Consider the following 25,812-nt stretch of genomic DNA (forward strand, 5'->3'; position numbering starts at 1 on the left):
ATGTCCTTGACTACTGGGGATATGTCTGGCAAAGAGTGAAAACGGTTGCAGGTCGTTTTTGTTCAGGGAGATCAAAATGCGACGCCTTCGCTACGGGCTGCGTGGCCCGCTCATCGCCTTGCTGCTGTCGGCGCTCTTCTGGTCATCGCCAGCGGCGGCACAGGAACTGATGGACCCGGGCTTCGCCTACTACGAAGTGGGCGATCTGGATGCACCGCGGCCTGGCCCGCGAGCCCCCGCGATGATGCTGATGGGCGGTGGCGAATGGGTGCCTGAAGCCTTCCAGTGGTGGCTGCGCCAGGCCGGCAATGGCCGTGTGCTGATCCTGCGCGCCTCCGGTACCGATGAGCTGCAGGACCGTCTGTACCGGGAGATTGGCGGCACCACCGCCGTGCAGACCCTGGTGTTCGACAACCGCCGCGGCGCCGATGACCCGGCCGTGCTGCGGGTCGTGGCCGCAGCCGATGCGATCTTCATCGCCGGCGGCGATCAGTCCCGCTACATCCGCTTCTGGAAAGGCACCGCGCTCAATCGCGCGCTGAATGCCCACGTGCGCGCCGGCAAGCCGATTGCCGGCACCAGCGCCGGGCTGGCCATCCTCGGCGGCTACGCCTATGGCGCGCTGGACGGCGGCAGCATCGATTCGGCCAGCGCCATGGCCGATCCGATGGGCGAGGCCGTCACCCTGGATCGCGGCTTCCTGCAGTTGCCCTATCTGCAGCGGGTGGTCACCGACACCCACTTCGACAAGCGCGACCGTCTCGGTCGCCTGATCGTGTTCGTGGCCCGCGCCGCGCATGACAGTGGTGACCCGGACATGGTCGGTATCGGCGTCGACGAAAACACGGCTCTGTGCGTAGAGCCTGATGGCCAGGCCCAGGTCTACAGTGCCGACGGCGAAGGCAAGGTCTGGGTGGTCAGCCCCGGACGCGATGCCGATCGGTTGGTGGAAGGTGAACCCCTGCGCTTCCATGCGGTGCCGGTGACTGTGGTTGCCAGCGGCAGTCGAATGCGCCTGGATGACCTGCAGGCCGACGCGGCCTACGAGGCCTTGGCTGACATCAACGACGGCGAGATTGAGGTGGTCCGCCGGTAGTGCCGGCCGCTGGTCGGCCGCCCCTGGATGCATCATTGGCAAGGCGTTGCCGGCCAGCGGCCGGCACTACCAGCACAGCCCATTCCCTGAACTACCCTGGAGACGTACCCGATGAAACTGCGCCTGGCGTTGTCCGCGCTGTTGTCCCTGCCACTGCTGGCCCAGGCCGCACCAGCTGCATCACCGCTGCTGGTCATCCACGGCGGTGCCGGCGTGGAGCGCAAGGATCTCTCTCCGGCAGAAGAGCAGGCCGCGCGCGCTGCGCTGAAGGCTGCATTGCTGAAGGGCCATGCCGAACTTGCAGCCGGGCGTCCGGCACTGGCGGCGGTCACCGCGGCCATCACCGTGCTCGAGGACGATCCGACCTTCAACGCGGGCAAGGGCGCGGTGTTCACCCACGAAGGCCGCAATGAACTGGACGCGGCAGTGATGGACGGTGCCACCCAGGCGGCCGGAGCAGTGGCCGGCGTGCAGCGCGTGCGCAACCCGATCCTCCTGGCGCAGGCGGTGATGCAGAAGTCCAGGCACGTGATGATGGTGGGGCAGGGCGCCGAAGCCTTCGCCACCGAACAGGGCGTGACCCTGGTCGACCCCTCCTACTTCCGCACCGACAAGCGCTGGCAGCAGCTGCAGCGTGCATTGAAGGAAGAGGCGGGCGGGCAGGCGCATGCCGACCTGGAAACCGCAAAGCACTTCGGCACGGTCGGTGCGGTCGCCCTGGATGCACAGGGGCATCTTGCTGCAGGCACCTCCACCGGCGGCATGACCAACAAGCGCTATGGACGTGTCGGCGATTCGCCGATCATCGGTGCCGGCACCTGGGCCGATGCGCGTTGTGCGGTGTCGGGTACCGGTTGGGGCGAGTACTACATCCGTACCGCGGCAGCCCATGAGATCTGCGCGCGCATGCGCTACCTCGGTCAGTCGCCGGAACAGGCGGGCAAGGGCGTGATCAACGACGCGATTCCGCAGATGGGCGGCGACGGCGGGGCGATCGTGCTCTCTGCAGATGGAAAAGCGGCAGCGCCGTTCAACACCCAGGGCATGTATCGGGGCTGGATCGGGGCCGATGGCGTTGCCCATGTGGCCATCTTTGCCGACGAGACAATCGCGCTGCCTTGAGCAGACCCTTGCGTATCAAGGGGTTTGCGACGCGCGTGAAAAAAAGTGAAAAAAAGCGTTGACAGACCCCCGCTTCATCTCCAGAATTGCGGGCTCACCACCACACACCGCAACGCTTCGGCGGCACGGAATGGGGTGGTAAGGAGGGATACCCAAGCGGCCAACGGGGGCAGACTGTAAATCTGCTGGCTTACGCCTTCGGTGGTTCGAATCCACCTCCCTCCACCAGCTTCACGTTGTGGCACATTCCCGGTGCGGGAGTAGTTCAATGGTAGAACCTCAGCCTTCCAAGCTGATGGTGCGGGTTCGATTCCCGTCTCCCGCTCCATTGAATGAACTTTGAATATTATCGAGTTCATGCCATAATGCAAAACTCGCTCACATAGCTCAGTCGGTAGAGCACTTCCTTGGTAAGGAAGAGGTCGAAGGTTCGATTCCTTTTGTGAGCACCATCTTCAGCACCACACCAGACGAATTCGAGATAAGCAGCCATGGCCAAGGGTAAGTTCGAGCGCACCAAGCCGCACGTCAATGTCGGCACCATCGGTCACGTCGACCACGGCAAGACCACGCTGACCGCCGCACTGACCAAGATCGGTGCCGAGCGCTTTGGTGGCGAGTTCAAGGATTACTCCGCGATCGACGCTGCGCCGGAAGAAAAGGCACGTGGCATCACGATCTCGACCGCGCACGTCGAATACGAATCCACCGTTCGTCACTACGCCCACGTCGATTGCCCGGGCCATGCTGACTACGTCAAGAACATGATCACCGGTGCTGCCCAGATGGACGGCGCGATCCTGGTGTGCTCGGCCGCTGACGGCCCGATGCCGCAGACCCGCGAGCACATCCTGCTGTCGCGTCAGGTCGGCGTGCCGTACATCGTCGTGTTCCTGAACAAGGCCGACATGGTTGACGATGCCGAGCTGCTGGAACTGGTCGAAATGGAAGTCCGCGAGCTGCTGAGCAAGTACGACTTCCCGGGCGACGACACCCCGATCATCTCGGGTTCGGCCCGCCTGGCGCTGGAAGGCGACCAGAGTGACATCGGCGTGCCGGCCGTCATCAAGCTGGTCGAGGCGCTGGACACCTGGATCCCGACCCCGGAGCGTGACGTCGACAAGGCATTCCTGATGCCGGTCGAAGACGTGTTCTCGATCTCGGGCCGCGGCACCGTGGTGACCGGTCGTATCGAGCGCGGCGTGATCAAGGTCGGCGAAGAAATCGAAATCGTCGGCATCCGTCCGGTGCAGAAGACCACCGTGACCGGCGTGGAAATGTTCCGCAAGCTGCTGGACCAGGGTCAGGCAGGCGACAACGCCGGTCTGCTGCTGCGCGGCACCAAGCGTGACGACGTCGAGCGTGGCCAGGTTCTGGCCAAGCCGGGTTCGATCAAGCCGCACACCAAGTTCGACGCCGAAGTGTACGTGCTGTCGAAGGACGAAGGCGGCCGTCACACCCCGTTCTTCAAGGGCTACCGTCCGCAGTTCTACTTCCGTACCACCGACATCACCGGTGCGGTCGAGCTGCCGGAAGGCGTCGAGATGGTGATGCCGGGCGACAACGTGAAGATGGTTGTCACCCTGATCAACCCGGTCGCCATGGACGCCGGCCTGCGCTTCGCCATCCGCGAAGGTGGCCGTACCGTCGGTGCTGGCGTGGTTGCCAACATCCTCGAGTAAGCCTGCATGCCGGCGGTCGCATAGCGCTGCCGGTCTGGCGAGTGGCGGGCCGGGAACCTCGGTCCGCCTTCGCCGTCTAAGGGAAGGCAAGTTTTCTACGTACGCCAGTAGCTCAATTGGCAGAGCAGCGGTCTCCAAAACCGCAGGTTGGGGGTTCGAGTCCCTCCTGGCGTGCCATCTGCCCACCTTACCGAGCGGCCCTGCCGCTAAAGCAGACACAGCCTGATGAATAGCAAGATCGAACATTCCAAGGACACCTCCGCGCAAGGCGGGGATATCGTCAAGTACGTCCTCGCATCGTTGCTGGTGCTGGCAGGTCTGTTCGTCTGGTTCTGGTTCTCCGCCGATTCCGGTCGCGCCGCCCAGCTGGGCTCGTGGACGGGTCAGCTGCGTGCGTTGGCGGTCGTGGTCGGCCTGGTTGGCGGTATCGGCGTGTTCATGCTGACCGGCAAGGGGCGCGATACCCGCGAATTCCTCTCCGAGTCGCGTTTCGAACTGCGTAAAGTGGTTTGGCCGACCCGCCAGGAAGCCATCCGCATGACCTGGGTGGTGATTGTCGTCGTCCTGATTCTCAGCTTGCTGCTGGGCGGGTTCGACTTCTTCATCCAGAAACTGACTCAGTGGTTCCTGAGCCGCTAAGGAGAAATGCATGAAGCGTTGGTACGTCGTTCACGCCTATTCGGGCTTCGAGAAGTCGGTGGCGCAGGCTCTGCGCGATCGCATCGTCCGTGACGGCATGGAAGAGCGCTTCGGCGACGTCCTGGTTCCGACCGAGGAAGTGATCGAAATGCGCGCCGGCCAGAAGCGCCGTTCCGAACGCAAGTTCTTCCCGGGTTACGTGCTGGTCCAGATCGAGACCCACGAAGAAGCTGGCATTCCGCGCATCGACAACGAAAGCTGGCATCTGGTCAAGGAAACCCCGCGCGTCATGGGCTTCATCGGCGGAACCGCTGATCGCCCGCTGCCGATCGCCGATTCCGAGGCCGAGGCAATTCTGAACCGTGTCCAGGAAGGCGTCGAGAAGCCGCGTCCGAAGGTGCTGTTCGAGCCGGGCCAGATGGTCCGCGTCACCGAGGGTCCGTTCAACGACTTCAACGGTGTCGTCGAAGAAGTCAACTACGAGAAGAGCCGTCTGCGCGTCTCGGTGCTGATCTTCGGTCGCGCCACTCCGGTCGAACTCGAGTTCGGCCAGGTCGAAAAGGCCGTCTGATCTGTATTCACATGCTGCTTCAGGCATGTGAAGAAAAAACCTGATATGCTGCGCGGCTCCCGTTGGGAAGCTGGCGGGACGAGGCCACCGAAAGGTGGCCTTCGGCATGATTTCAAAACGCGATGCCGGGACGCGTGATTCCCGGTCCGATGGGGAGCCTGTTGTCGCAAGGCGCTAGCACCCGGAGAGTACTCACATGGCAAAGAAAGTTGTCGGTTATATCAAGCTGCAGGTGAAGGCCGGTCAGGCCAACCCCTCGCCGCCGGTCGGTCCTGCGCTGGGTCAGCGCGGCCTGAACATCATGGAATTCTGCAAGGCCTTCAATGCCGCCACGCAGAAGCTCGAGCCGGGTCTGCCGGTTCCGGTGATCATCACGGCCTATTCGGACCGTACGTTCACCTTCATCACCAAGAGCACCCCGGCCACCACCCTGCTGAAGAAGGCCGCTGGCATCTCGTCGGGCTCCAAGCGCCCGAACACCGAGAAGGTCGGCAAGGTCACCCGTAAGCAGCTGGAAGAGATCGCCAAGGCGAAGGAACCGGATCTGACTGCCGCCGACCTGGACGCCGCCGTGCGTACCATCGCTGGCTCTGCCCGTTCCATGGGCCTCGTGGTGGAGGGTTAAGAAGATGGCACAGACCAAGCGTGAGAAGGCCATCAAGGCCGCTATCGTTCCGGGCAAGGCATACGCCTTCGAGGACGCAATCAACATCCTGAAGACCGCCACCAAGGCCAAGTTCGTCGAGTCGATCGACGTTGCTGTGCGCCTGGGCGTCGACGCGAAGAAGTCCGACCAGCAGGTCCGTGGCTCCACCGTGCTGCCGGCTGGTACCGGCAAGTCGGTCCGCGTCGCTGTCTTCGCTCCGGCCGGTGCCAAGGCTGATGAAGCCCTGGCCGCTGGCGCCGAAGCCGTCGGTATGGACGACCTGGCCGAGAAGATGCAGGCCGGCGATCTGAACTACGACGTCGTGATCGCGACCCCGGACGCAATGCGCGTCGTCGGCAAGCTGGGTACCGTGCTGGGCCCGCGCGGCCTGATGCCGAACCCGAAGGTCGGCACCGTCTCCCCGAACCCGGGTGAGGCTGTGAAGAATGCCAAGTCGGGTCAGGTGCGTTACCGCACCGACAAGGCCGGCATCATCCACTGCACCATCGGCAAGGCCGACTTCGCCGAAGACGCGCTGAAGTCGAACCTGACCGCGCTGCTGCTGGACCTGATCAAGGCCAAGCCGGCTACCTCGAAGGGCCTGTACCTGCAGAAGGTGTCGGTCAGCTCGACGATGGGCCCGGGCGTCACCGTCGACCAGTCGTCGCTGTCGCTGAAGTAATTGTTTGAGACGGTCACGGGTCCCTCGGGCTCCGTGACCGTGACATTTGAAGGCATCGCCGGCAACCCATCGCCGGTGGTAGCCGTCAAAGACCGCAGGTGCGGTCGTGGCATGTCGGCGACGGGCACGGAAGCTCGAATTGGCAGGGAGTCGCCGCCGAAGCAGCCATGACCGCTTAATCGATTCCCCGGAATCACCCTGCGTAGATGGTGCCCTTCTGGAGTTTTTCTGGTTCACGCACGTCTGGGATTTCCCAGGTTGGCCCACTCCAGGTCTAGAACGGCCCACCCCCGGAACATCATTCCGATGTTCCCGGCGTCCAGGACGGATGCTGCACAGGACCGCACACGGCAGGAGCCGTAAGCGGAGTTCAATTGGAGGAGTGCAATGGCTCTCAATCTGTCCCAGAAGCAAGAAGTAGTCGCGGAGCTGGCAGAAATTGCTGGTAAGGCACACTCCTTGATCGCAGCCGAATACGCTGGCACCACGGTCGCTCAGATGACCGCGATGCGTAAGCAGGCGCGTGAAACCGGCGTTTTCTTGAAAGTTGTCAAGAACACCCTGGCGTCGCGTGCTGTTGAAGGCACCGAGTTCGCAGTCGCACAGGACCAGATGGTTGGTCCGCTGCTGTACGCGTTCTCGCTCGAGGAGCCCGGTGCTGCCGGTCGCCTGATCAAGGATGCCGCCAAGGGCAACGACAAGCTGAAGGCCAAGGTCGTCGCAATCGGTGGTGAAGTGTTCCCGGCAAGCCATGTCGACGTGTTGGCCTCGCTGCCGACCCGCGACCAGGCCCTGGCAATGCTGGCCCGCGTCCTGACCGAGCCGGTCACGATGTTCGCCCGCGCCATCAAGGCAATCGGCGACAAGCAGAATGGTGGCGACGTCGCCGCCGACGCTGCTGAACCGGCCGCCGAGACCGCCTGAGTTTCGACTAATCGTGGTTCCTGACGGAACCTCAATCCAGAAAAACATCCAAAGGTAATTATCATGTCCCTTACCAACGAACAGATCGTCGACGCCATCGCCGAGAAGTCCCTGATGGAAGTGATGGAGCTGGTCAAGGCCATCGAAGAGAAGTTCGGCGTCTCCGCCGCTGCTCCGGTCGCCGCTGCTGTGGCTGGCCCGGCTGCCGTCGTTGAAGAGCAGACCGAATTCGTCGTCACCCTGAAGACCGCTGGCGACAAGAAGGTCGAAGTCATCAAGGCCGTCCGCGCCATCACCGGCCTGGGCCTGAAGGAAGCGAAGGACCTGGCCGAAGCCGGCGGCGTCCTGAAGGACAACGCTTCGAAGGACGAAGCCGAGAAGATGAAGAAGGACCTGGAAGCTGCTGGCGCGACTGTCGAAGTCAAGTAAGCACTTCCTTTGCGTCGCCATCGAAATCCGGCGATGCAGCCAAGGCTGGGGGCGTAAGCCCCCGGCCTTTGGTCGTTGTTGTAGGGCCGGCCAATCGTGGCGCGGTTCTACGGAAATACGGTGAAAAGCCCAACACGGGCTGCGGTCAAACCCTGGTCGGCCAGCGCTACGCGCGGCGGCGGGGGAGTGGATGCAGACGAGTTGGCAGTTGGAAGTAGCGGGAGAAGGCGTGCTGGTGCCGGCAATACCAGCGACTTCCAACTGACAATTTCAAGTTCCCTTCGGGTCGTGGGCGCACGACTCGCACAACAAGGTGGAAGACCTCATGACGTCCTATTCGTTCACCGAAAAAAAGCGTATCCGCAAGGATTTCGGCAAGCAGCGTTCGATTCTCGAAGTGCCGTTCCTGCTCGCCATCCAGGTGGATTCCTACCGTGAATTCCTGCAGGAAAACGTCGATCCGGCCAAGCGCACGGACCACGGCCTGCACGCTGCACTGAAGTCGGTCTTCCCGATCGCCAGCTACAGCGGCAATGCCGCCCTGGAATACGTCGGCTACAAGCTGGGCGATCCGGTCTTCGACGAGCGTGAATGCCGTCAGCGTGGCATGAGCTACGGTGCGCCGCTGCGCGTGACCGTGCGCCTGGTGATCTACGACCGCGAGTCGTCGACCAAGGCCATCAAGTACGTGAAGGAGCAGGAGGTCTACCTCGGCGAAATCCCGCTGATGACCGACAACGGCACCTTCATCGTCAACGGCACCGAGCGCGTCATCGTCTCGCAGCTGCACCGCTCGCCGGGCGTGTTCTTCGACCACGACCGTGGCAAGACCCACAGCTCGGGCAAGCTGCTGTACAGCGCCCGCATCATTCCTTACCGCGGCTCCTGGCTGGACTTCGAGTTCGACCCGAAGGACGCGCTGTTCACCCGTATCGACCGTCGCCGCAAGCTGCCGGTGTCGATCCTGCTGCGTGCGCTGGGCTACAGCAACGAAGAGATGCTGGCCGAGTTCTTCGAGATCAACACCTTCCACATCAACCCGGATGAAGGCGTCCAGCTGGAGCTGGTGCCCGAGCGCCTGCGCGGCGAAACCCTGGGCTTCGACCTCGCCGACGGCGACAAGGTCATCGTGGAAGCCGGCAAGCGCATCACCGCGCGCCACATCAAGCAGCTGGAAGCCTCGGGCATCGCCGCCCTGGCCGTGCCGGACGACTACATCGTCGGCCGCATCCTGTCGCACGACGTGGTCGATGCCTCGACCGGCGAACTGCTGGCCCAGGCCAACGACGAAATCACCGACGAACAGCTGCAGGCCTTCCGCAAGGCCGGCGTCGATGCCGTGGGCACCCTGTGGGTGAACGACCTGGATCGTGGCCCGTACCTGTCCAACACCCTGCGCATCGATCCGACCAAGACCCAGCTGGAAGCCCTGGTCGAGATCTACCGCATGATGCGTCCGGGCGAGCCGCCGACCAAGGATGCCGCGCAGAACCTGTTCCACAACCTGTTCTTCACCTTCGAGCGCTACGACCTGTCCGCAGTCGGCCGCATGAAGTTCAACCGTCGCGTGGGCCGCAAGGAAACCACCGGCGAAGCCGTGTTGTACGACCGCAAGTACTACGGCGAGCGCAACGACGAAGAGTCCAAGCGCCTGGTTGCCGCACACGGCGACAGCTCGGACATCCTGGACGTGATCAAGGTCCTGACCGAGATCCGCAACGGTCGCGGCGTGGTCGATGACATCGATCACCTGGGCAACCGTCGCGTGCGTTCGGTCGGTGAAATGGCCGAGAACGTGTTCCGCGTGGGCCTGGTCCGCGTCGAGCGCGCGGTCAAGGAACGCCTGTCGATGGCAGAGTCGGAAGGCCTGACCCCGCAGGAGCTGATCAACGCCAAGCCGGTGGCTGCGGCGATCAAGGAATTCTTCGGCTCCTCGCAGCTGTCGCAGTTCATGGATCAGAACAACCCGCTGTCGGAAGTCACGCACAAGCGTCGCGTCTCGGCCCTGGGCCCGGGCGGCCTGACCCGTGAGCGCGCCGGCTTCGAAGTGCGCGACGTGCACCCGACCCATTACGGCCGCGTCTGCACCATCGAAACGCCGGAAGGCCCGAACATCGGCCTGATCAACTCGCTGGCCGTGTACGCACGCACCAACCAGTACGGTTTCCTCGAGACCCCGTACCGCAAGGTCGTGGACGGCAAGGTCTTCGACGAAGTCGAGTTCCTGTCGGCCATCGAAGAAAACGAGTACGTCATCGCCCAGGCAAACGCCCTGACCGATGCCAACAGCGTGCTGACCGAGCAGTTCGTCCCCTGCCGTTACCAGGGCGAATCGCTGCTGAAGCCGCCGGCGGAAGTCCACTTCATGGACGTCTCGCCGATGCAGACCGTGTCGATCGCGGCCGCGCTGGTTCCGTTCCTGGAGCACGATGACGCCAACCGCGCACTGATGGGCGCCAACATGCAGCGTCAGGCCGTGCCGACCCTGCGTGCGCAGAAGCCGCTGGTCGGTACCGGCATCGAGCGCGCCGTGGCGCGTGACTCGGGCGTGACCGTGAACGCCCGTCGTGGTGGTGAGATCGTGCAGATCGACGCCGCCCGCATCGTGGTCAAGGTCAACGAAGCCGAGATCACCGACGCGTCCGACGCCGGCGTCGACATCTACAACCTGATCAAGTACACCCGCTCCAACCAGAACACCTGCATCAACCAGCGTCCGCTGGTGGAAGTGGGCAACGTGGTGGCGCGTGGCGACGTGCTGGCCGATGGTCCGTCCACCGACATCGGTGAACTGGCCCTGGGCCAGAACATGCTGATCGCCTTCATGCCGTGGAACGGCTACAACTTCGAAGACTCCATCCTGCTCTCCGAGCGCGTGGTGGAAGAGGATCGCTACACCACGATCCACATCGAAGAGCTGACCTGCGTTGCGCGTGACACCAAGCTGGGGCCGGAGGAAATCTCGGCCGACATCCCGAACGTTTCCGAGCAGGCGCTGAACCGCCTGGACGAAAGCGGCGTGGTGTACATCGGTGCCGAAGTCCGCGCCGGCGACATCATGGTCGGCAAGGTCACCCCGAAGGGCGAAAGCCAGCTGACCCCGGAAGAGAAGCTGCTGCGCGCGATCTTCGGCGAGAAGGCTTCGGACGTGAAGGACAGCTCGCTGCGCGTGCCGCCGGGCATGGACGGCACCGTCATCGACGTGCAGGTCTTCACCCGCGATGGCATCGAGAAGGACAAGCGCGCCCGTCAGATCGAAGAATCTGAAATCAAGCGCGTCAAGAAGGACTTCGACGACCAGTTCCGCATCCTGGAAGCAGCCATCTATGCCCGTCTGCGTTCGCAGATCGTCGGCAAGGTGGTCAACGGCGGCGCCGGCCTGAAGAAGGGCGACGTCATCTCCGACGCCTACCTGGATGGCCTGAAGAAGGCCGACTGGTTCGTGCTGCGCATGAAGGACGAGGACGCTGCCGAAGCCATCGAACGCGCCCAGAAGCAGATCCAGGCGCACGAGAAGGAATTCGAGCGTCGCTTCGCCGACAAGCGCGGCAAGATCACCGCGGGCGACGATCTGGCTCCGGGCGTGCTGAAGATGGTCAAGGTGTTCCTGGCAGTGAAGCGCCGCATCCAGCCGGGCGACAAGATGGCAGGCCGCCACGGCAACAAGGGTGTGGTGTCCAACGTGGTGCCGGTCGAGGACATGCCGTACATGGCCTCGGGCGAAACCGTGGACATCGTGCTGAACCCGCTGGGCGTGCCGTCGCGTATGAACATCGGGCAGATCCTGGAAGTGCACCTGGGCTGGGCAGCCAAGGGTCTGGGTCGCAAGATCCAGGCAATGCTGGAAGCCCAGGCCGCGGTCGCCGACCTGCGCAAGTTCCTGGACGACATCTACAACCACGATGACACCAACGTGGCCAACCGTGTCGACCTGTCGCAGTTCAGCGACGAGGAACTGCTGCGCCTGGCCCGCAACCTGTTCGACGGCGTGCCGATGGCAACGCCGGTGTTCGACGGTGCCACCGAAGCGGAAATCAAGCGCATGCTGGAACTGGCCGACCTGCCGAGCAGTGGCCAGACCCAGCTGTATGACGGCCGCACCGGTGAAGCCTTCGATCGCCACACCACCGTGGGCTACATGCACTACCTGAAGCTGAACCACCTGGTCGACGACAAGATGCACGCCCGTTCGACCGGTCCGTACTCGCTCGTCACCCAGCAGCCGCTGGGCGGCAAGGCGCAGTTCGGCGGTCAGCGCTTCGGTGAAATGGAAGTCTGGGCGCTGGAAGCCTACGGCGCGGCCTACACCCTGCAGGAAATGCTGACGGTGAAGTCCGATGACGTGCAGGGCCGCAACCAGATGTACAAGAACATCGTCGACGGTGAGCACGAGATGGTCGCGGGCATGCCGGAATCCTTCAACGTCCTGGTGAAGGAAATCCGCTCGCTGGCCATCAACATGGAACTGGAAGACAACTGATCCATGCCGGCGCGGCGGCCACTGCCGCCGCGCCGCTGGCAGTCAACTGAAAGCCCATCGACACAGCATTCCTCCTTCTGGAGAACACCATGAAAGACCTGCTCAACCTCTTCAACCAGCAGCGCCAGACGCTGGACTTCGACGCGATCAAGATCGCGCTGGCTTCGCCGGACCTGATCCGTTCGTGGTCCTTCGGCGAAGTGAAGAAGCCGGAAACCATCAACTACCGTACCTTCAAGCCGGAACGTGACGGCCTGTTCTGCGCCGCCATCTTCGGACCGGTCAAGGACTACGAGTGCCTGTGCGGCAAGTACAAGCGCATGAAGCACCGCGGCGTGGTCTGCGAGAAGTGCGGCACCGAAGTGACCCTGGCCAAGGTGCGTCGTGAGCGCATGGGCCACATCGACCTGGCCTCGCCGGTCGCGCATATCTGGTTCCTGAAGTCGCTGCCGTCGCGCATCGGCCTGATGCTGGACATGACCCTGCGCGATATCGAGCGCGTGCTGTACTTCGAAGCCTACGTGGTGACCGAGCCGGGCCTGACCGCCCTGGAGCGCCGCCAGCTGCTGACCGAAGAACAGTACCTGCAGGCCCGCCAGGAGCATGGCGACGACTTCGACGCCGCCATGGGCGCCGAGGCCGTGTACGAACTGCTGCGCACCATCGACCTGCAGTCGGAAATGACCCGCCTGCGCGAAGAGATCGCCAGCACCGGTTCGGAAACCAAGCTCAAGCGACTGACCAAGCGCATCAAGCTGATCGAAGCCTTCCTGGAATCGGGCAACCGTCCGGAGTGGATGGTCATGACCGTGCTGCCGGTGCTGCCGCCGGACCTGCGTCCGCTGGTTCCGCTGGATGGTGGCCGCTTCGCGACCTCCGATCTGAACGACCTGTACCGCCGCGTCATCAACCGCAACAACCGCCTGCGCCGCCTGCTCGAACTGAGCGCGCCGGACATCATCGTGCGCAATGAAAAGCGCATGCTGCAGGAATCGGTCGATGCGCTGCTGGACAACGGCCGTCGCGGCCGTGCCATCACCGGCACCAACAAGCGCCCGCTGAAGTCGCTGGCCGACATGATCAAGGGCAAGCAGGGTCGCTTCCGTCAGAACCTGCTCGGCAAGCGCGTGGACTACTCGGGCCGTTCGGTCATCGTGGTCGGTCCGTACCTGCGCCTGCACCAGTGCGGCCTGCCGAAGAAGATGGCGCTTGAGCTGTTCAAGCCGTTCGTGTTCGCCAAGCTGCAGCGTCGTGGCCTGGCCACCACCATCAAGGCCGCCAAGAAGCTGGTCGAGCGCGAAGAAGCCGAAGTCTGGGACATCCTGGAAGAGGTCATCCGCGAACATCCGGTGATGCTGAACCGTGCGCCGACCCTGCACCGTCTGGGCATCCAGGCGTTCGAGCCGGTGCTGATCGAAGGCAAGGCCATCCAGCTGCACCCGCTGGTCTGCACCGCGTTCAACGCCGACTTCGACGGTGACCAGATGGCCGTCCACGTGCCGCTCTCGCTGGAAGCCCAGCTGGAAGCGCGTGCGCTGATGATGTCGACCAACAACATCCTGTCGCCGGCCAACGGCGAGCCGATCATCGTGCCGTCGCAGGACGTCGTGCTGGGTCTGTACTACATGACCCGCTCGCTGGAAAACAAGAAGGGCGAGGGCATGGCCTTCGCCAACATCGCCGAAGTCAAGCGCGCCTACGACAACCGCGTGGTGGAACTGCACGCGCGCGTCAAGGTCCGCATCACCGAGGTGGTGACCGACGAGGAAGGCAACAAGCAGAGCAAGACCTCGATCGTGGATACCACCATCGGTCGCGCCCTGCTGGCTGAAATCCTGCCGGAAGGCCTGCCGTTCGCGCTGGCCAACACCGAGCTGACCAAGAAGAACATCAGCCGCCTGATCAACTCCAGCTACCGCCAGCTGGGTCTGAAGGACACGGTCGTGTTCGCCGACAAGCTGATGTACACCGGCTTCGCCTACGCGACCCGTGCCGGCGTCTCGATCGGCATCGACGACATGCTGATCCCGGACGAGAAGAAGGGCATCCTCACCGAGGCCGAAGCCGAAGTGCTGGAAATCCAGGAGCAGTACCAGTCGGGTCTGGTCACCGCCGGCGAGCGCTACAACAAGGTGGTCGACATCTGGTCGCGCACCAATGAGCGCATCGCCAAGGCGATGATGGACACCATCGGTACCGAGAAGGTCATCAATGCCAAGGGCGAGACCATCGACCAGAAGTCGATGAACTCCCTGTACATCATGGCCGACTCCGGTGCACGAGGCAGCCAGGCGCAGATCCGTCAGCTGGCCGGCATGCGTGGCCTGATGGCCCGTCCCGATGGCTCGATCATCGAGACGCCCATCAAGGCGAACTTCCGCGAAGGCCTGAACGTGCAGGAGTACTTCAACTCCACCCACGGTGCCCGTAAGGGTCTGGCCGATACCGCGCTGAAGACGGCGAACTCGGGTTACCTGACCCGTCGTCTGGTCGACGTGGCGCAGGACGTGGTGATCACCGAGGTGGACTGCGGTACCTCCGAAGGCCTGATCATGACCCCGATCGTTGAAGGCGGCGACGTGGTCGAGCCGTTGAAGGATCGCGTGCTGGGTCGCGTGGTTGCCGAGGACGTGTTCCTGCCGGGCAACGACGAAGATCCGATCGTCACCCGCAACACCCTGCTCGACGAAGCATGGGTCGCCAAGCTTGAAGAGGCCAGCGTGCAGACCATCAAGGTCCGCTCGACGATCTCCTGCGAATCGGCCTTCGGCGTCTGCGCTCGCTGCTACGGCCGCGATCTGGCCCGTGGCCACCTGGTCAACATCGGTGAAGCGGTCGGCGTCATCGCCGCGCAGTCCATCGGTGAGCCGGGTACCCAGCTCACCATGCGTACGTTCCACATCGGTGGTGCGGCATCGCGAGCTGCTGCGGTCGACAACATCACCGTCAAGACCACCGGCTCGGTCAAGTTCAGCAACCTCAAGTCGGTTGCCCATGCCAACGGCTCGCTGGTCGCGGTGTCGCGCTCGGGTGAAATGTCGGTGCTCGATGCGCACGGCCGTGAGCGTGAGCGTTACAAGCTGCCGTACGGTGCGACCATCACCTCCAAGGACGGTGATGCGGTCAAGGCTGGCCAGACCGTGGCCAACTGGGATCCGCATAACCATCCGATCGTTTCGGAAGTGGCCGGTTTCATCCGCTTCATCGACTTCGTCGACGGCATTACCGTCATCGAGAAGACCGATGAGCTGACCGGCCTGGCGTCGCGCGAGATCACCGACCCGAAGCGCCGCGGCGCCCAGGCGAAGGATCTGCGCCCGATCGTCCGCATCGTCGATGGCAAGGGTAACGACCTGTCGATTCCGGGCACCGACCTGCCGGCGCAGTACCTGCTGCCGCCGCGCTCGATCGTCAACCTGCAGGACGGCGCTGCCGTCGGCGTGGGTGACGTGGTTGCCAAGATCCCGCAGGAAGCTTCGAAGACCCGCGACATCACCGGTGGTCTGCCGCGCGTGGCCGATCTGTTCGAAGCCCGCAAGCCGAAGGATCCGGCAGTGCTGGCCGAGCGTTCGGGCATCATCAGCTTCGGCAAGGACACCAAGGGCAAGCAGCGCCTGATCATCAAGGACACCGATGGTTCGGAGCACGAAGAGCTGATTCCGAAGTACCGTCAGGTCATCGTGTTCGAAGGTGAGCACGTGACCAAGGGCGAAACCATCGTCGACGGCGAGCCGAGCCCGCAGGACATCCTGCGTCTGCTGGGTGTCGAGCCGCTGGCCGCCTACCTGGTCAAGGAAATCCAGGACGTGTACCGCCTGCAGGGCGTGAAGATCAACGACAAGCACATCGAGGTGATCACCCGCCAGATGCTGCGCAAGGTCGAGATCACCGATCAGGGCAGCAGCAAGTTCCTGAACGGCGAACAGGTCGAGCGCCAGCGCGTCATCGAGGAAAATGCACGCCTGACCACCCGCAACGAGCTGATTGCTCGCTTCGATCCGGTCCTGCTGGGCATCACCAAGGCATCGCTGGCTACCGAATCGTTCATCTCGGCTGCTTCCTTCCAGGAAACCACCCGCGTGCTGACCGAGGCTGCCGTCCGCGGCACCAAGGACAACCTGCGCGGCCTGAAGGAAAACGTGATCGTCGGCCGTCTGATTCCGGCCGGTACCGGTCTGACCTACCACGCCAACCGCCGCCGCAACGCGAGCGGGCTGACGGACTCGGAAATGCAGACCCTGGCCGGCACCCCGGCAGCTGCAGCCGCCGTGGCCGTGGCAGCACCGGAAGTGGTGGTGGAATCGACCGACGCCGAGCAGGCCGAGGATTGATCGGCCGGTCCGGCTCAGGCCGGACCTCGATCGGGCAGGGGGCGGCCATCGGCCGGTCCCTGCTTCATGGTCCGGCCCCGTGCCGGACACGTATCACGCAGGACCCGCTTCGGCGGGATCTGCACTCGAGGGCCCAGGCCGCTGGTCTGTTCGCCGTCGATGAGGTAGGATGCCGCCCCGGCCCAGCGATGGGTCGGGCGACAACCTGAACGGGGGGCATGGAGAAGGCTCCCCTGTAACGGCCCAGGATCAGGGCTGGCTTGGCGCGTGCGCATTTGACCGCGTTTTCGCCAGGTTGCTACAATCGTCTGTCTCAGCAGGCCGGTCTTTCGCCTGCTCGCACATATCCGCATTCATGGCCGGTTTTTTTCGGCCTCTCTCAGAAGAACATACTGATGGCGACGATCAATCAGCTTGTCCGCAAGCCGCGGCAGGCAACCACTTATAAGAGCGCCTCGCCGGCTCTCGAAAAGTGCCCCCAGCGCCGTGGCGTCTGCACGCGCGTTTACACCACTACTCCGAAGAAGCCGAACTCGGCCCTTCGCAAGGTTGCCAAGGTTCGCCTGACCAACCAGGAAGAAGTGATTTCCTACATCGGCGGTGAAGGCCACAACCTGCAGGAGCACTCCGTGGTCCTGATCCGTGGCGGTCGCGTCAAGGATCTGCCGGGTGTGCGTTACCACACCGTTCGTGGTTCGCTCGACGCCTCCGGCGTTGCCAAGCGTCGCCAGGGCCGTTCCAAGTACGGCGCCAAGCGTCCGAAGAGCTAAGGGAAAGCACACATGTCTCGTAAAGGTAATACGCCGCAGCGCGCAGTCCTGCCGGATCCGAAGCACGGAAGCGAAACCATCGCCCGTTTCATCAACATGGTGATGCTGAGCGGCAAGAAGTCGGTCGCTGAAAAGATCGTCTATGGCGCCATGGACGTGATCGGTGAGAAGAACCCGAATTCCGTCGAGCTGGTTCAGAAGGCTCTGGAAAACGTGGCTCCGTCGGTCGAAGTCAAGTCCCGCCGTGTCGGTGGTGCCACCTACCAGGTGCCGGTCGAAGTGCGCGCCTCGCGCAAGATGGCCCTGGCCATGCGTTGGCTGATCGACTCCGCGCGCAAGCGTGGTGAGAACACCATGCCGAAGAAGCTGGCCGCTGAACTGATCGACGCTGCGGAAAACCGTGGCGGCGCCATCAAGAAGCGCGAAGAAACCCACCGCATGGCCGAAGCCAACAAGGCATTCGCCCACTACCGCTGGTGAGTTTGACGGCCTTGTAAAACAGGCAGGGCAGCACCATCTCGGTGCTGCCTCGCGGCCCCAGAAGGGCTGCGCCAATCCGAAGGCCGCCGAAAGGCGGCGTTCGGCCATCCGAAATCCAAGAAATCTGAGAGGCTCCCCGTGGCCCGTTCCACTCCCATCGAGCGTTACCGCAATTTCGGCATCATGGCTCACATCGATGCCGGCAAGACCACCACGTCCGAGCGCATCCTGTTCTACACCGGCAAGAGCCACAAGATCGGTGAAGTGCATGACGGCGCCGCCACCATGGACTGGATGGAGCAGGAGCAGGAGCGTGGCATCACGATCCAGTCCGCTGCGACCACCGCGTTCTGGAAGGGCATGGACAAGTCCCTGCCGGAGCACCGCTTCAACATCATCGACACCCCCGGGCACGTCGACTTCACCATCGAAGTGGAGCGCTCGCTGCGCGTGCTCGACGGTGCCGTCTTCGTGCTGTGTGCCGTCGGTGGCGTGCAGCCGCAGTCGGAAACCGTGTGGCGCCAGGCCAACCGTTACAAGGTGCCGCGCATCGCGTTCGTCAACAAGATGGACCGTACCGGTGCCAACTTCAGCAAGGTCGTTGGCCAGCTGAAGGCGAAGCTGGGTGCCAAGGCCGTTCCGATGCAGCTGCCGATCGGCGCTGAGGAAGGCTTCAAGGGCGTCGTCGATCTGCTGAAGATGAAGGCCATCCATTGGGATGAGGCTTCGCAGGGCATGAAGTTCGAGTACAGCGATGTGCCGGCCGACCTGCTGGCTGAAGCAACCGAAGCCCGTACCTTCATGATCGAAGCGGCTGCCGAAGCCAGCGAAGAGCTGATGGACAAGTACCTGGGCGGCGATGAGCTGACCGAGGCCGAGATCATCGAAGCACTGCGCGTGCGCACCCTGGCGACCGACATCGTGCCGATGTACTGCGGCTCGGCGTTCAAGAACAAGGGCGTGCAGGCCATGCTGGACGGCGTGATCCAGCTGCTGCCGTCGCCGATCGACGTGCCGGACGTGACCGGTACCGACGTTGACGATGAAACCAAGGAAATGAGCCGCAAGTCTGACGACAAGGCTCCCTTCTCGGCGCTGGCCTTCAAGATCATCACCGATCCGTTCGTCGGCGCGCTGACCTTCTTCCGTGTCTACTCGGGCACGTTGAATGCAGGCGACCAGCTGCTGAACTCGGTGAAGGGCAAGAAGGAGCGCATCGGCCGTATCCTGCAGATGCACTCCAACAACCGCGAAGAAATCAAGGAAGTGCTGGCGGGCGACATCGCCGCTGCCGTGGGCCTGAAGGACACCACCACGGGTGACACCCTGTGCTCCATGGATCAGCCGATCATCCTCGAGCGCATGGTGTTCCCGGAGCCGGTCATCTCGATGGCTGTCGAGCCGAAGACCAAGTCCGACCAGGAAAAGATGGGTCTGGCACTGGGTCGTCTGGCGCAGGAAGATCCGTCGTTCCGCGTCAAGACCGACGAAGAATCCGGCCAGACCATCATCTCGGGCATGGGCGAGCTGCACCTGGACATCATCGTTGACCGCATGAAGCGCGAGTTCAACGTTGAAGCCAACGTCGGCAAGCCGCAGGTGGCGTACCGCGAAACGATCACCATGTCGGACGTGAAGTCGGACTACAAGCACGCCAAGCAGTCCGGTGGTAAGGGTCAGTACGGTCACGTCGTGATCGAGCTGTCGCCGATCACCGAAGCCGATCGTGCAGATCCGAAGATCGCCGCTGGCATCAAGGACGACTTCCTGTTCATCAATGACATCACCGGTGGCGTGATTCCGAAGGAATTCATCCCGTCGATCGAAAAGGGCCTGCGCGAAACCATCACCAGCGGTCCGCTGGCTGGCTTCCCGGTCGTGGACGTCAAGGTGAAGCTGGTGTTCGGCTCGTACCACGACGTCGACTCCTCGGAAATGGCGTTCAAGCTCGCTTCCTCGATGGCCTTCAAGGAAGGCTTCCGCAAGGCCAAGCCGGTCCTGCTGGAGCCGATCATGAAGGTCGAGATCGTGACCCCGGAGGATTACCAGGGTGACGTGATGGGCGACGTCAGCCGTCGTCGTGGCGTTCTGCAGGGTTCTGATACCACCGGTGACGGTTCGGCCAGCATCATCAACGCGATGATCCCGCTGGGCGAAATGTTTGGCTACGCGACCTCGCTGCGTTCGCAGACCCAGGGCCGCGCCACCTTCACGATGGAATTTGACCACTATGAGCCGGCGCCGAACAACATCGCCGACGAAGTCATGAAGAAGGCCTGAGCGTAACGCTCAGGTCCTCCAAACCACTTACGAACTAAAAGGTAGAACGAAATGGCAAAGGGTAAGTTCGAGCGCACCAAGCCGCACGTCAACGTCGGCACCATCGGTCACGTCGATCACGGCAAGACCACGCTGACCGCCGCACTGACCAAGATCGGTGCCGAGCGCTTCGGTGGCGAGTTCAAGGATTACTCCGCGATCGACGCCGCGCCGGAAGAAAAGGCACGTGGCATCACGATCTCGACCGCGCACGTCGAATACGAATCCACCGTTCGTCACTACGCCCACGTCGATTGCCCGGGCCATGCTGACTACGTCAAGAACATGATCACCGGTGCTGCCCAGATGGACGGCGCGATCCTGGTGTGCTCGGCCGCTGACGGCCCGATGCCGCAGACCCGCGAGCACATCCTGCTGTCGCGTCAGGTCGGCGTGCCGTACATCGTCGTGTTCCTGAACAAGGCCGACATGGTTGACGATGCCGAGCTGCTGGAACTGGTCGAAATGGAAGTCCGCGAGCTGCTGAGCAAGTACGACTTCCCGGGCGACGACACCCCGATCATCTCGGGTTCGGCCCGCCTGGCGCTGGAAGGCGACCAGAGCGACATCGGCGTGCCGGCCGTCATCAAGCTGGTCGAGGCGCTGGACACCTGGATCCCGACCCCGGAGCGTGACGTCGACAAGGCATTCCTGATGCCGGTCGAAGACGTGTTCTCGATCTCGGGCCGCGGCACCGTGGTGACCGGTCGTATCGAGCGCGGCGTGATCAAGGTCGGCGAAGAAATCGAAATCGTCGGCATCCGTCCGGTGCAGAAGACCACCGTGACCGGCGTGGAAATGTTCCGCAAGCTGCTGGACCAGGGTCAGGCGGGCGACAACGCCGGTCTGCTGCTGCGTGGCACCAAGCGTGACGACGTCGAGCGTGGCCAGGTTCTGGCCAAGCCGGGTTCGATCAAGCCGCACACCAAGTTCGACGCCGAAGTGTACGTGCTGTCGAAGGACGAAGGCGGCCGTCACACCCCGTTCTTCAAGGGCTACCGTCCGCAGTTCTACTTCCGTACCACCGACATCACCGGTGCGGTCGAGCTGCCGGAAGGCGTCGAGATGGTGATGCCGGGCGACAACGTGAAGATGGTTGTCACCCTGATCAACCCGGTCGCCATGGACGCCGGCCTGCGCTTCGCCATCCGCGAAGGTGGCCGTACCGTCGGTGCTGGCGTGGTTGCCAACATCCTCGAGTAATCTGCTAGACTCTGCGCCCCGATGTTGCCTGGGTAGGGCATCGGGGCGTATCAAACGGGAAAGTAGGCACAGGATGTGCCTTGTGTTCCCCGGACCAGGAAGGGTCAATGCCATTCAGGCGGCGTCAACAGGAGACTGTTGACAGCTGCCTTGCGTGCCATTATGCTTCTCCGTCTGGGCAGGCCGGTTTCACGGGTCTGCCTATGCATTTGGGGTCTACGGATTGACCTTGTCGGCCTGCGGGAATGCGGGCCGTCTGTATTCAGGGATTTCATGGGGCAAAGCAACCCAGAGGCTTTGTCTGTCGCTCTTTTATCGAAGGAACCTACCGCCATGGCGGACCAAAAGATCCGGATCCGGCTGAAAGCGTTCGATCATCGTCTGATCGACCGTTCGGCCAGCGAGATCGTTGAGACGGCGAAGCGGACCGGCGCGCAAGTGCGTGGCCCGATCCCGCTGCCGACCAAGATCGAGCGTTACACCATCCTCGTCTCCCCGCACGTCGACAAGGACGCGCGTGACCAGTACGAGACCCGCACGCACAAGCGCGTGCTCGATATCGTTGACCCGAATGACAAGACCGTGGACGCGCTGATGAAGCTCGAACTGGCTGCCGGCGTCGACGTTCAGATCAAGCTGACCTGAGGACTACGACCATGACGAAGAAGTATTCGTTGGGCTTCGTGGGCCGCAAGGCTGGCATGAGCCGCGTGTTCACCGAAGATGGCCGTTCCATCCCGGTGACCCTGATCGAAGCAACCCCCAACCGCATCGCGCAGATCAAGACCGTCGAAACTGACGGCTACAGCGCCGTGCAGGTGACCGTCGGTGCGCGTCGCGCTGCCCTGGTCAACAAGCCGGAAGCCGGCCACTTCGCCAAGGCGAAAGTGGAAGCGGGCCGTGGCCTGTGGGAATTCCGCGTTGAAGACGCCCAGCTCGGCGATTTCGCCGTGGGTGGCGAAGTCAAGGCGGACATCTTTGAAGTCGGCCAGATCGTCGACGTCCAGGGTGTCACCAAGGGTAAGGGCTTCCAGGGCACCATCAAGCGCTACAACTTCCGTATGGGTGACGCTACCCACGGCAACTCGCTGTCGCATCGCGCGCCGGGTTCGCTGGGTCAGCGCCAGACGCCCGGCCGCGTGTTCCCGGGTAAGAAGATGTCCGGTCACATGGGCGCCGTGCAGCAGAGCACCCAGAACCTGGAAGTTGTCAAGGTCGACGTCGAGCGCGGTCTGATCGCAGTTCGCGGCGCCGTTCCGGGCGCGGCGGGTGGCGACGTGATCGTCCGTCCGGCGAGCAAGGCATAAGGAGAGATGACGATGGAACTCGTTATCACGGGTAGCAATAACAAGGTCTCGGTCTCCGACGCCGTGTTCGGTCGCGATTTCAGCGAAGATCTGGTTCACCAGGTTGTCGTTGCTTACCGCAACGCCGGTCGCGCCGGCACCAAGGCGCAGAAGACTCGCTCCGAAGTGGCAGGTACCACCAAGAAGTCGAAGAAGCAGAAGGGCGGCGGCGCGCGTCATGGCGCACTGACGGCTCCGATCTTCGTCGGCGGCGGTGTCACCTTCGCGGCAAAGCCGCGCAGCTTCGAGCAGAAGGTCAATCGTAAGCAGTACCGTGCCGCCATGTGCGCGATCCTGTCCGAGCTGAACCGTCAGGGCCGTCTGACCATCGTGGAGTCCTTCGATGTCGAAGCGACCAACACGAAGGCTCTGATCGCCAAGCTGGCCGGCCTGGAAGTGGGCAAGCGCCCGCTGATCGTCACTGAAGAAGCCTCCGAGCACCTGTACCTGTCGGCGCGCAACATTCCCTACGTGGAAGTGCGTGACGTCCAGGGCCTGGATCCGGTGTCGCTGGTCGGTGCCGACACGGTCGTCATCACCGCTGACGCGGTCAAGAAGGTCGAGGAGTGGCTGGCATGAACAGCAACGAAAAAATCTTCAGCGTGCTGCTCGCCCCGCGTGTCTCCGAGAAGACCGCGCGCCTGCAGGAACTCTCCAATCAGTACGTCTTCGAAATTTCGAACGAAGCCACCAAGGCCGATGTAAAGGCCGCGGTTGAGCAGCTGTTCGACGTCAAGGTCGAAGCAGTCAACGTGGTCAACGTCAAGGGCAAGAACAAGTCCTTCCGTAACCGTGCTGGCCGCCGCGGCGATTGGCGCAAGGCGTACGTTCGCCTGGCCGACGGCCAGTCGATCGATGTAACGGCCAAGGCCTGAGGTACATCCCATGCCATTGATGAAATTCAAGCCCACTTCTCCCGGTCGCCGTTCGGCCGTGCGCGTGGTTACTCCCGACCTGCACAAGGGCGCTCCGCACGCTCCGCTGGTCGAGTCGCAGAGCCGTTCCGGTGGTCGTAACCACCACGGCCGCATCACCGTGCGTCACGTCGGTGGTGGCCACAAGCAGCACTACCGCCTGATTGACTTCAAGCGCAACAAGCTGGGCATCCCGGCGCGCGTGGAACGCATCGAATACGATCCGAACCGCACCGCGCACATCGCCCTGCTGTGCTACGTCGACGGCGAGCGTCGCTACATCATCGCCCCGAAGGGTCTGAAGGCTGGCGATCAGGTGATCGCTGGTTCGGATGCTCCGATCAAGGCGGGCAACACCCTGCCGCTGCGCAACATCCCGGTCGGTACCACCATCCACTGCATCGAGCTGAAGCCGGGCAAGGGCGCTCAGATCGCTCGCGCTGCAGGTGCTGCCGTGCAGCTGGTTGCTCGTGAAGGCATCTACGCCACCCTGCGCCTGCGCTCGGGTGAAATGCGCAAGGTTCCGGTTGAGTGCTGCGCGACCATCGGCGAAGTCGGCAACGACGAGCACAGCCTTGAAAAGCTGGGCAAGGCCGGTGCCAAGCGCTGGCGCGGCGTCCGCCCGACCGTTCGTGGTGCTGCCATGAACCCGGTTGACCACCCGCACGGTGGTGGTGAGGCGAAGGCCGGCCAGGGTAACCCGCATCCGGTCACCCCGTGGGGTGTTCCGACCAAGGGTTACAAGACGCGCCATAACAAGCGCACTCAGCAGTTCATCGTCCGCGATCGTAGGGGCTAATCGACCATGGCACGTTCACTCAAGAAGGGCCCGTTTGTCGATCACCACCTGGTTGCTAAGGTGGCTGCCGCTGCGGGTAGCAAGCGTCCGATCAAGACCTGGTCGCGTCGTTCGATGATCCTGCCTGACATGGTAGGCGTCACCATTGCCGTGCATAACGGCAAGAACCACATCCCGGTTCTCGTCAACGAGAACATGGTCGGCCACAAGCTCGGCGAATTTGCCATCACCCGGACCTTCAAGGGTCACGGTGGTGACAAGAAGTCGGGCAAGTAAGGAGAGATGACAATGGAAGCGAAAGCCATCCTGCGCACCGCGCGCATCTCCCCGCAGAAGGCACGTCTGGTCGCTGACCAGGTGCGCGGTCTGCCGGCCGAGCGTGCCGTCAACCTGCTGAAGTTCTCGGACAAGAAGGCTGCCCACCTGATCAAGAAGGTGGTGGAGTCGGCTATTGCAAATGCCGAGAACAACCAGGGCGCCGACGTCGACGAGCTGAAGGTTCAGACCATCATGGTAGATGAAGGTCCGACCCTGAAGCGTTTCATGGCGCGGGCGAAAGGCCGCGGTACCCGCATCCTCAAGCGCACCAGCCACATCACTGTGGTTGTGGGCGCCGCCAAGTAAGCGGATAAGGAAAAGACCATGGGTCATAAAGTTCATCCGATTGGTATCCGCCTCGGCATTTCCAAGGACTGGAACTCCAAGTGGTACGCCAACAAGGCCGAGTTCGCTGGTTACCTGGCAGCCGACCTGAAAGTGCGCGAAATGCTGCGCAAGAAGCTGGCGCAGGCCGGCATCAGCAAGATCCTGATCGAGCGTCCGGCAAAGACCGCTCGCGTGACGATCCACACCGCCCGTCCGGGCGTGGTGATCGGCAAGCGCGGTGAGGACATCGAGAAGCTGCGCAAGGAAGTGAGCGAGATGATGGGCGTCCCGGCGCACATCAACGTCACCGAAGTGCGCAAGCCCGAGCTGGACGCACAGCTGGTTGCCGAATCGATCGCGCAGCAGCTGGAGCGTCGCATCATGTTCCGCCGCGCAATGAAGCGCTCGGTCGGCAACGCGATGCGCCTGGGTGCCCTGGGCATCAAGGTCAACGTCGGTGGCCGCCTCAACGGTGCAGAAATCGCCCGTTCGGAGTGGTACCGCGAAGGCCGCGTGCCGCTGCACACGCTGCGTGCCGACATCGACTACGGTTTCGCTGAAGCCAAGACGACCTACGGCATCATCGGCATCAAGGTCTGGATCTACAAGGGCGAGGTCTTCGATTTCTCCCAGGTTGGCCAGGAAAAGCAGGACGACACCCCGTCGCGCAACGATCGTCATGATCGCGGCGACCGCGGTGACCGTCAGCGCCCGGCTCGTGAAGCGAGGTAACG

At 63.0% G+C, this 25,812-nt stretch carries 23 protein-coding genes and 4 tRNA genes; all 27 read left to right on the plus strand.

What is annotated here, in order from left to right; all coding sequences use genetic code 11:
* Positions 1-76: 76 nt before the first annotated feature.
* The 27 genes from AC07UW_RS00960 (at position 77) to rpsC (ending at position 25,810) form a co-directional block, all read left to right on the plus strand.
* Positions 77-1,096, plus strand: a complete 1,020-nt coding sequence (locus tag AC07UW_RS00960; RefSeq protein WP_223494310.1) for a cyanophycinase — start codon at positions 77-79, stop codon at positions 1,094-1,096.
* 111 nt (positions 1,097-1,207) lie between these two features.
* A complete protein-coding gene (locus tag AC07UW_RS00965; RefSeq protein ID WP_223494311.1) occupies positions 1,208-2,218 on the plus strand; it encodes an isoaspartyl peptidase/L-asparaginase family protein in 1,011 nt (336 codons plus the stop codon).
* A 142-nt stretch (positions 2,219-2,360) separates the two neighbouring features.
* A tRNA-Tyr gene (locus tag AC07UW_RS00970) sits at positions 2,361-2,446 on the plus strand.
* A 26-nt stretch (positions 2,447-2,472) separates the two neighbouring features.
* Positions 2,473-2,546 (plus strand) — tRNA-Gly (locus AC07UW_RS00975).
* Positions 2,547-2,594: 48 nt separating this feature from the next.
* Positions 2,595-2,670: transfer RNA gene (locus AC07UW_RS00980), tRNA-Thr, on the plus strand.
* Between the two features lie 39 nt (positions 2,671-2,709).
* A complete protein-coding gene (tuf, locus tag AC07UW_RS00985) occupies positions 2,710-3,900 on the plus strand; it encodes an elongation factor Tu (RefSeq protein WP_032977440.1) in 1,191 nt (396 codons plus the stop codon).
* A gap of 101 nt (positions 3,901-4,001) precedes the next feature.
* A tRNA-Trp gene (locus AC07UW_RS00990) sits at positions 4,002-4,077 on the plus strand.
* Positions 4,078-4,125: 48 nt separating this feature from the next.
* The gene (secE, locus tag AC07UW_RS00995) at positions 4,126-4,539 is read left to right on the plus strand and encodes a preprotein translocase subunit SecE (protein WP_100463179.1); all 414 of its coding nucleotides are present in this window, start codon (positions 4,126-4,128) and stop codon (positions 4,537-4,539) included.
* Positions 4,540-4,549: 10 nt separating this feature from the next.
* A complete protein-coding gene (nusG, locus tag AC07UW_RS01000; protein WP_025879350.1) occupies positions 4,550-5,110 on the plus strand; it encodes a transcription termination/antitermination protein NusG in 561 nt (186 codons plus the stop codon).
* A 196-nt stretch (positions 5,111-5,306) separates the two neighbouring features.
* Entirely contained in the window at positions 5,307-5,735 is a 429-nt protein-coding gene (gene rplK / locus AC07UW_RS01005) for a 50S ribosomal protein L11 (RefSeq protein WP_004145248.1), read from the plus strand.
* Between the two features lie 4 nt (positions 5,736-5,739).
* On the plus strand, positions 5,740-6,438 hold the full coding sequence (gene rplA, locus AC07UW_RS01010; RefSeq protein ID WP_223494312.1) for a 50S ribosomal protein L1: 699 nt from the start codon (positions 5,740-5,742) through the stop codon (positions 6,436-6,438).
* Between the two features lie 387 nt (positions 6,439-6,825).
* Positions 6,826-7,362 carry a 50S ribosomal protein L10 gene (gene rplJ / locus AC07UW_RS01015; RefSeq protein WP_223494313.1) on the plus strand — a complete coding sequence of 179 codons (537 nt, stop codon included), beginning with the start codon at positions 6,826-6,828 and terminating at the stop codon, positions 7,360-7,362.
* 63 nt (positions 7,363-7,425) lie between these two features.
* On the plus strand, positions 7,426-7,791 hold the full coding sequence (gene rplL, locus AC07UW_RS01020; RefSeq protein ID WP_025879347.1) for a 50S ribosomal protein L7/L12: 366 nt from the start codon (positions 7,426-7,428) through the stop codon (positions 7,789-7,791).
* Between the two features lie 325 nt (positions 7,792-8,116).
* The gene (gene rpoB, locus AC07UW_RS01025) at positions 8,117-12,271 is read left to right on the plus strand and encodes a DNA-directed RNA polymerase subunit beta (protein ID WP_025879346.1); all 4,155 of its coding nucleotides are present in this window, start codon (positions 8,117-8,119) and stop codon (positions 12,269-12,271) included.
* Positions 12,272-12,360: 89 nt separating this feature from the next.
* Positions 12,361-16,602 (plus strand): DNA-directed RNA polymerase subunit beta', encoded by a 4,242-nt coding sequence (gene rpoC, locus AC07UW_RS01030; protein ID WP_223494314.1) that lies wholly within the window; start codon positions 12,361-12,363, stop codon positions 16,600-16,602.
* Positions 16,603-16,997: 395 nt separating this feature from the next.
* Complete coding sequence (gene rpsL, locus AC07UW_RS01035) at positions 16,998-17,372, plus strand: 30S ribosomal protein S12 (protein ID WP_025879344.1); 375 nt, start codon at positions 16,998-17,000, stop codon at positions 17,370-17,372.
* Positions 17,373-17,384: 12 nt separating this feature from the next.
* Positions 17,385-17,852 carry a 30S ribosomal protein S7 gene (rpsG, locus tag AC07UW_RS01040; RefSeq protein WP_089238997.1) on the plus strand — a complete coding sequence of 156 codons (468 nt, stop codon included), beginning with the start codon at positions 17,385-17,387 and terminating at the stop codon, positions 17,850-17,852.
* Positions 17,853-17,990: 138 nt separating this feature from the next.
* Complete coding sequence (fusA, locus tag AC07UW_RS01045; RefSeq protein WP_100463193.1) at positions 17,991-20,132, plus strand: elongation factor G; 2,142 nt, start codon at positions 17,991-17,993, stop codon at positions 20,130-20,132.
* Positions 20,133-20,183: 51 nt separating this feature from the next.
* Positions 20,184-21,374, plus strand: coding sequence for an elongation factor Tu (gene tuf / locus AC07UW_RS01050; protein ID WP_032977440.1), 1,191 nt, complete (start codon positions 20,184-20,186; stop codon positions 21,372-21,374).
* Between the two features lie 333 nt (positions 21,375-21,707).
* Positions 21,708-22,019 carry a 30S ribosomal protein S10 gene (gene rpsJ / locus AC07UW_RS01055; RefSeq protein ID WP_010341589.1) on the plus strand — a complete coding sequence of 104 codons (312 nt, stop codon included), beginning with the start codon at positions 21,708-21,710 and terminating at the stop codon, positions 22,017-22,019.
* Positions 22,020-22,030: 11 nt separating this feature from the next.
* Positions 22,031-22,681, plus strand: coding sequence for a 50S ribosomal protein L3 (gene rplC / locus AC07UW_RS01060; RefSeq protein WP_025879301.1), 651 nt, complete (start codon positions 22,031-22,033; stop codon positions 22,679-22,681).
* Positions 22,682-22,693: 12 nt separating this feature from the next.
* Positions 22,694-23,299 carry a 50S ribosomal protein L4 gene (gene rplD / locus AC07UW_RS01065; RefSeq protein ID WP_025879302.1) on the plus strand — a complete coding sequence of 202 codons (606 nt, stop codon included), beginning with the start codon at positions 22,694-22,696 and terminating at the stop codon, positions 23,297-23,299.
* Positions 23,296-23,595, plus strand: a complete 300-nt coding sequence (gene rplW / locus AC07UW_RS01070) for a 50S ribosomal protein L23 (protein ID WP_025879303.1) — start codon at positions 23,296-23,298, stop codon at positions 23,593-23,595. The genes rplD and rplW overlap by 4 nt, the downstream gene beginning before the upstream one ends.
* A 10-nt stretch (positions 23,596-23,605) precedes the next feature.
* Positions 23,606-24,433 carry a 50S ribosomal protein L2 gene (rplB, locus tag AC07UW_RS01075; protein ID WP_025879304.1) on the plus strand — a complete coding sequence of 276 codons (828 nt, stop codon included), beginning with the start codon at positions 23,606-23,608 and terminating at the stop codon, positions 24,431-24,433.
* Between the two features lie 6 nt (positions 24,434-24,439).
* Entirely contained in the window at positions 24,440-24,709 is a 270-nt protein-coding gene (rpsS, locus tag AC07UW_RS01080) for a 30S ribosomal protein S19 (protein ID WP_004145340.1), read from the plus strand.
* 12 nt (positions 24,710-24,721) lie between these two features.
* Positions 24,722-25,057 (plus strand): 50S ribosomal protein L22, encoded by a 336-nt coding sequence (gene rplV, locus AC07UW_RS01085; protein WP_004145348.1) that lies wholly within the window; start codon positions 24,722-24,724, stop codon positions 25,055-25,057.
* 18 nt (positions 25,058-25,075) lie between these two features.
* Positions 25,076-25,810 carry a 30S ribosomal protein S3 gene (gene rpsC / locus AC07UW_RS01090; RefSeq protein WP_004145350.1) on the plus strand — a complete coding sequence of 245 codons (735 nt, stop codon included), beginning with the start codon at positions 25,076-25,078 and terminating at the stop codon, positions 25,808-25,810.
* Positions 25,811-25,812 lie beyond the last annotated feature (2 nt).

Source organism: Stenotrophomonas sp. GW821-FHT02D01, assembly GCF_059421765.1.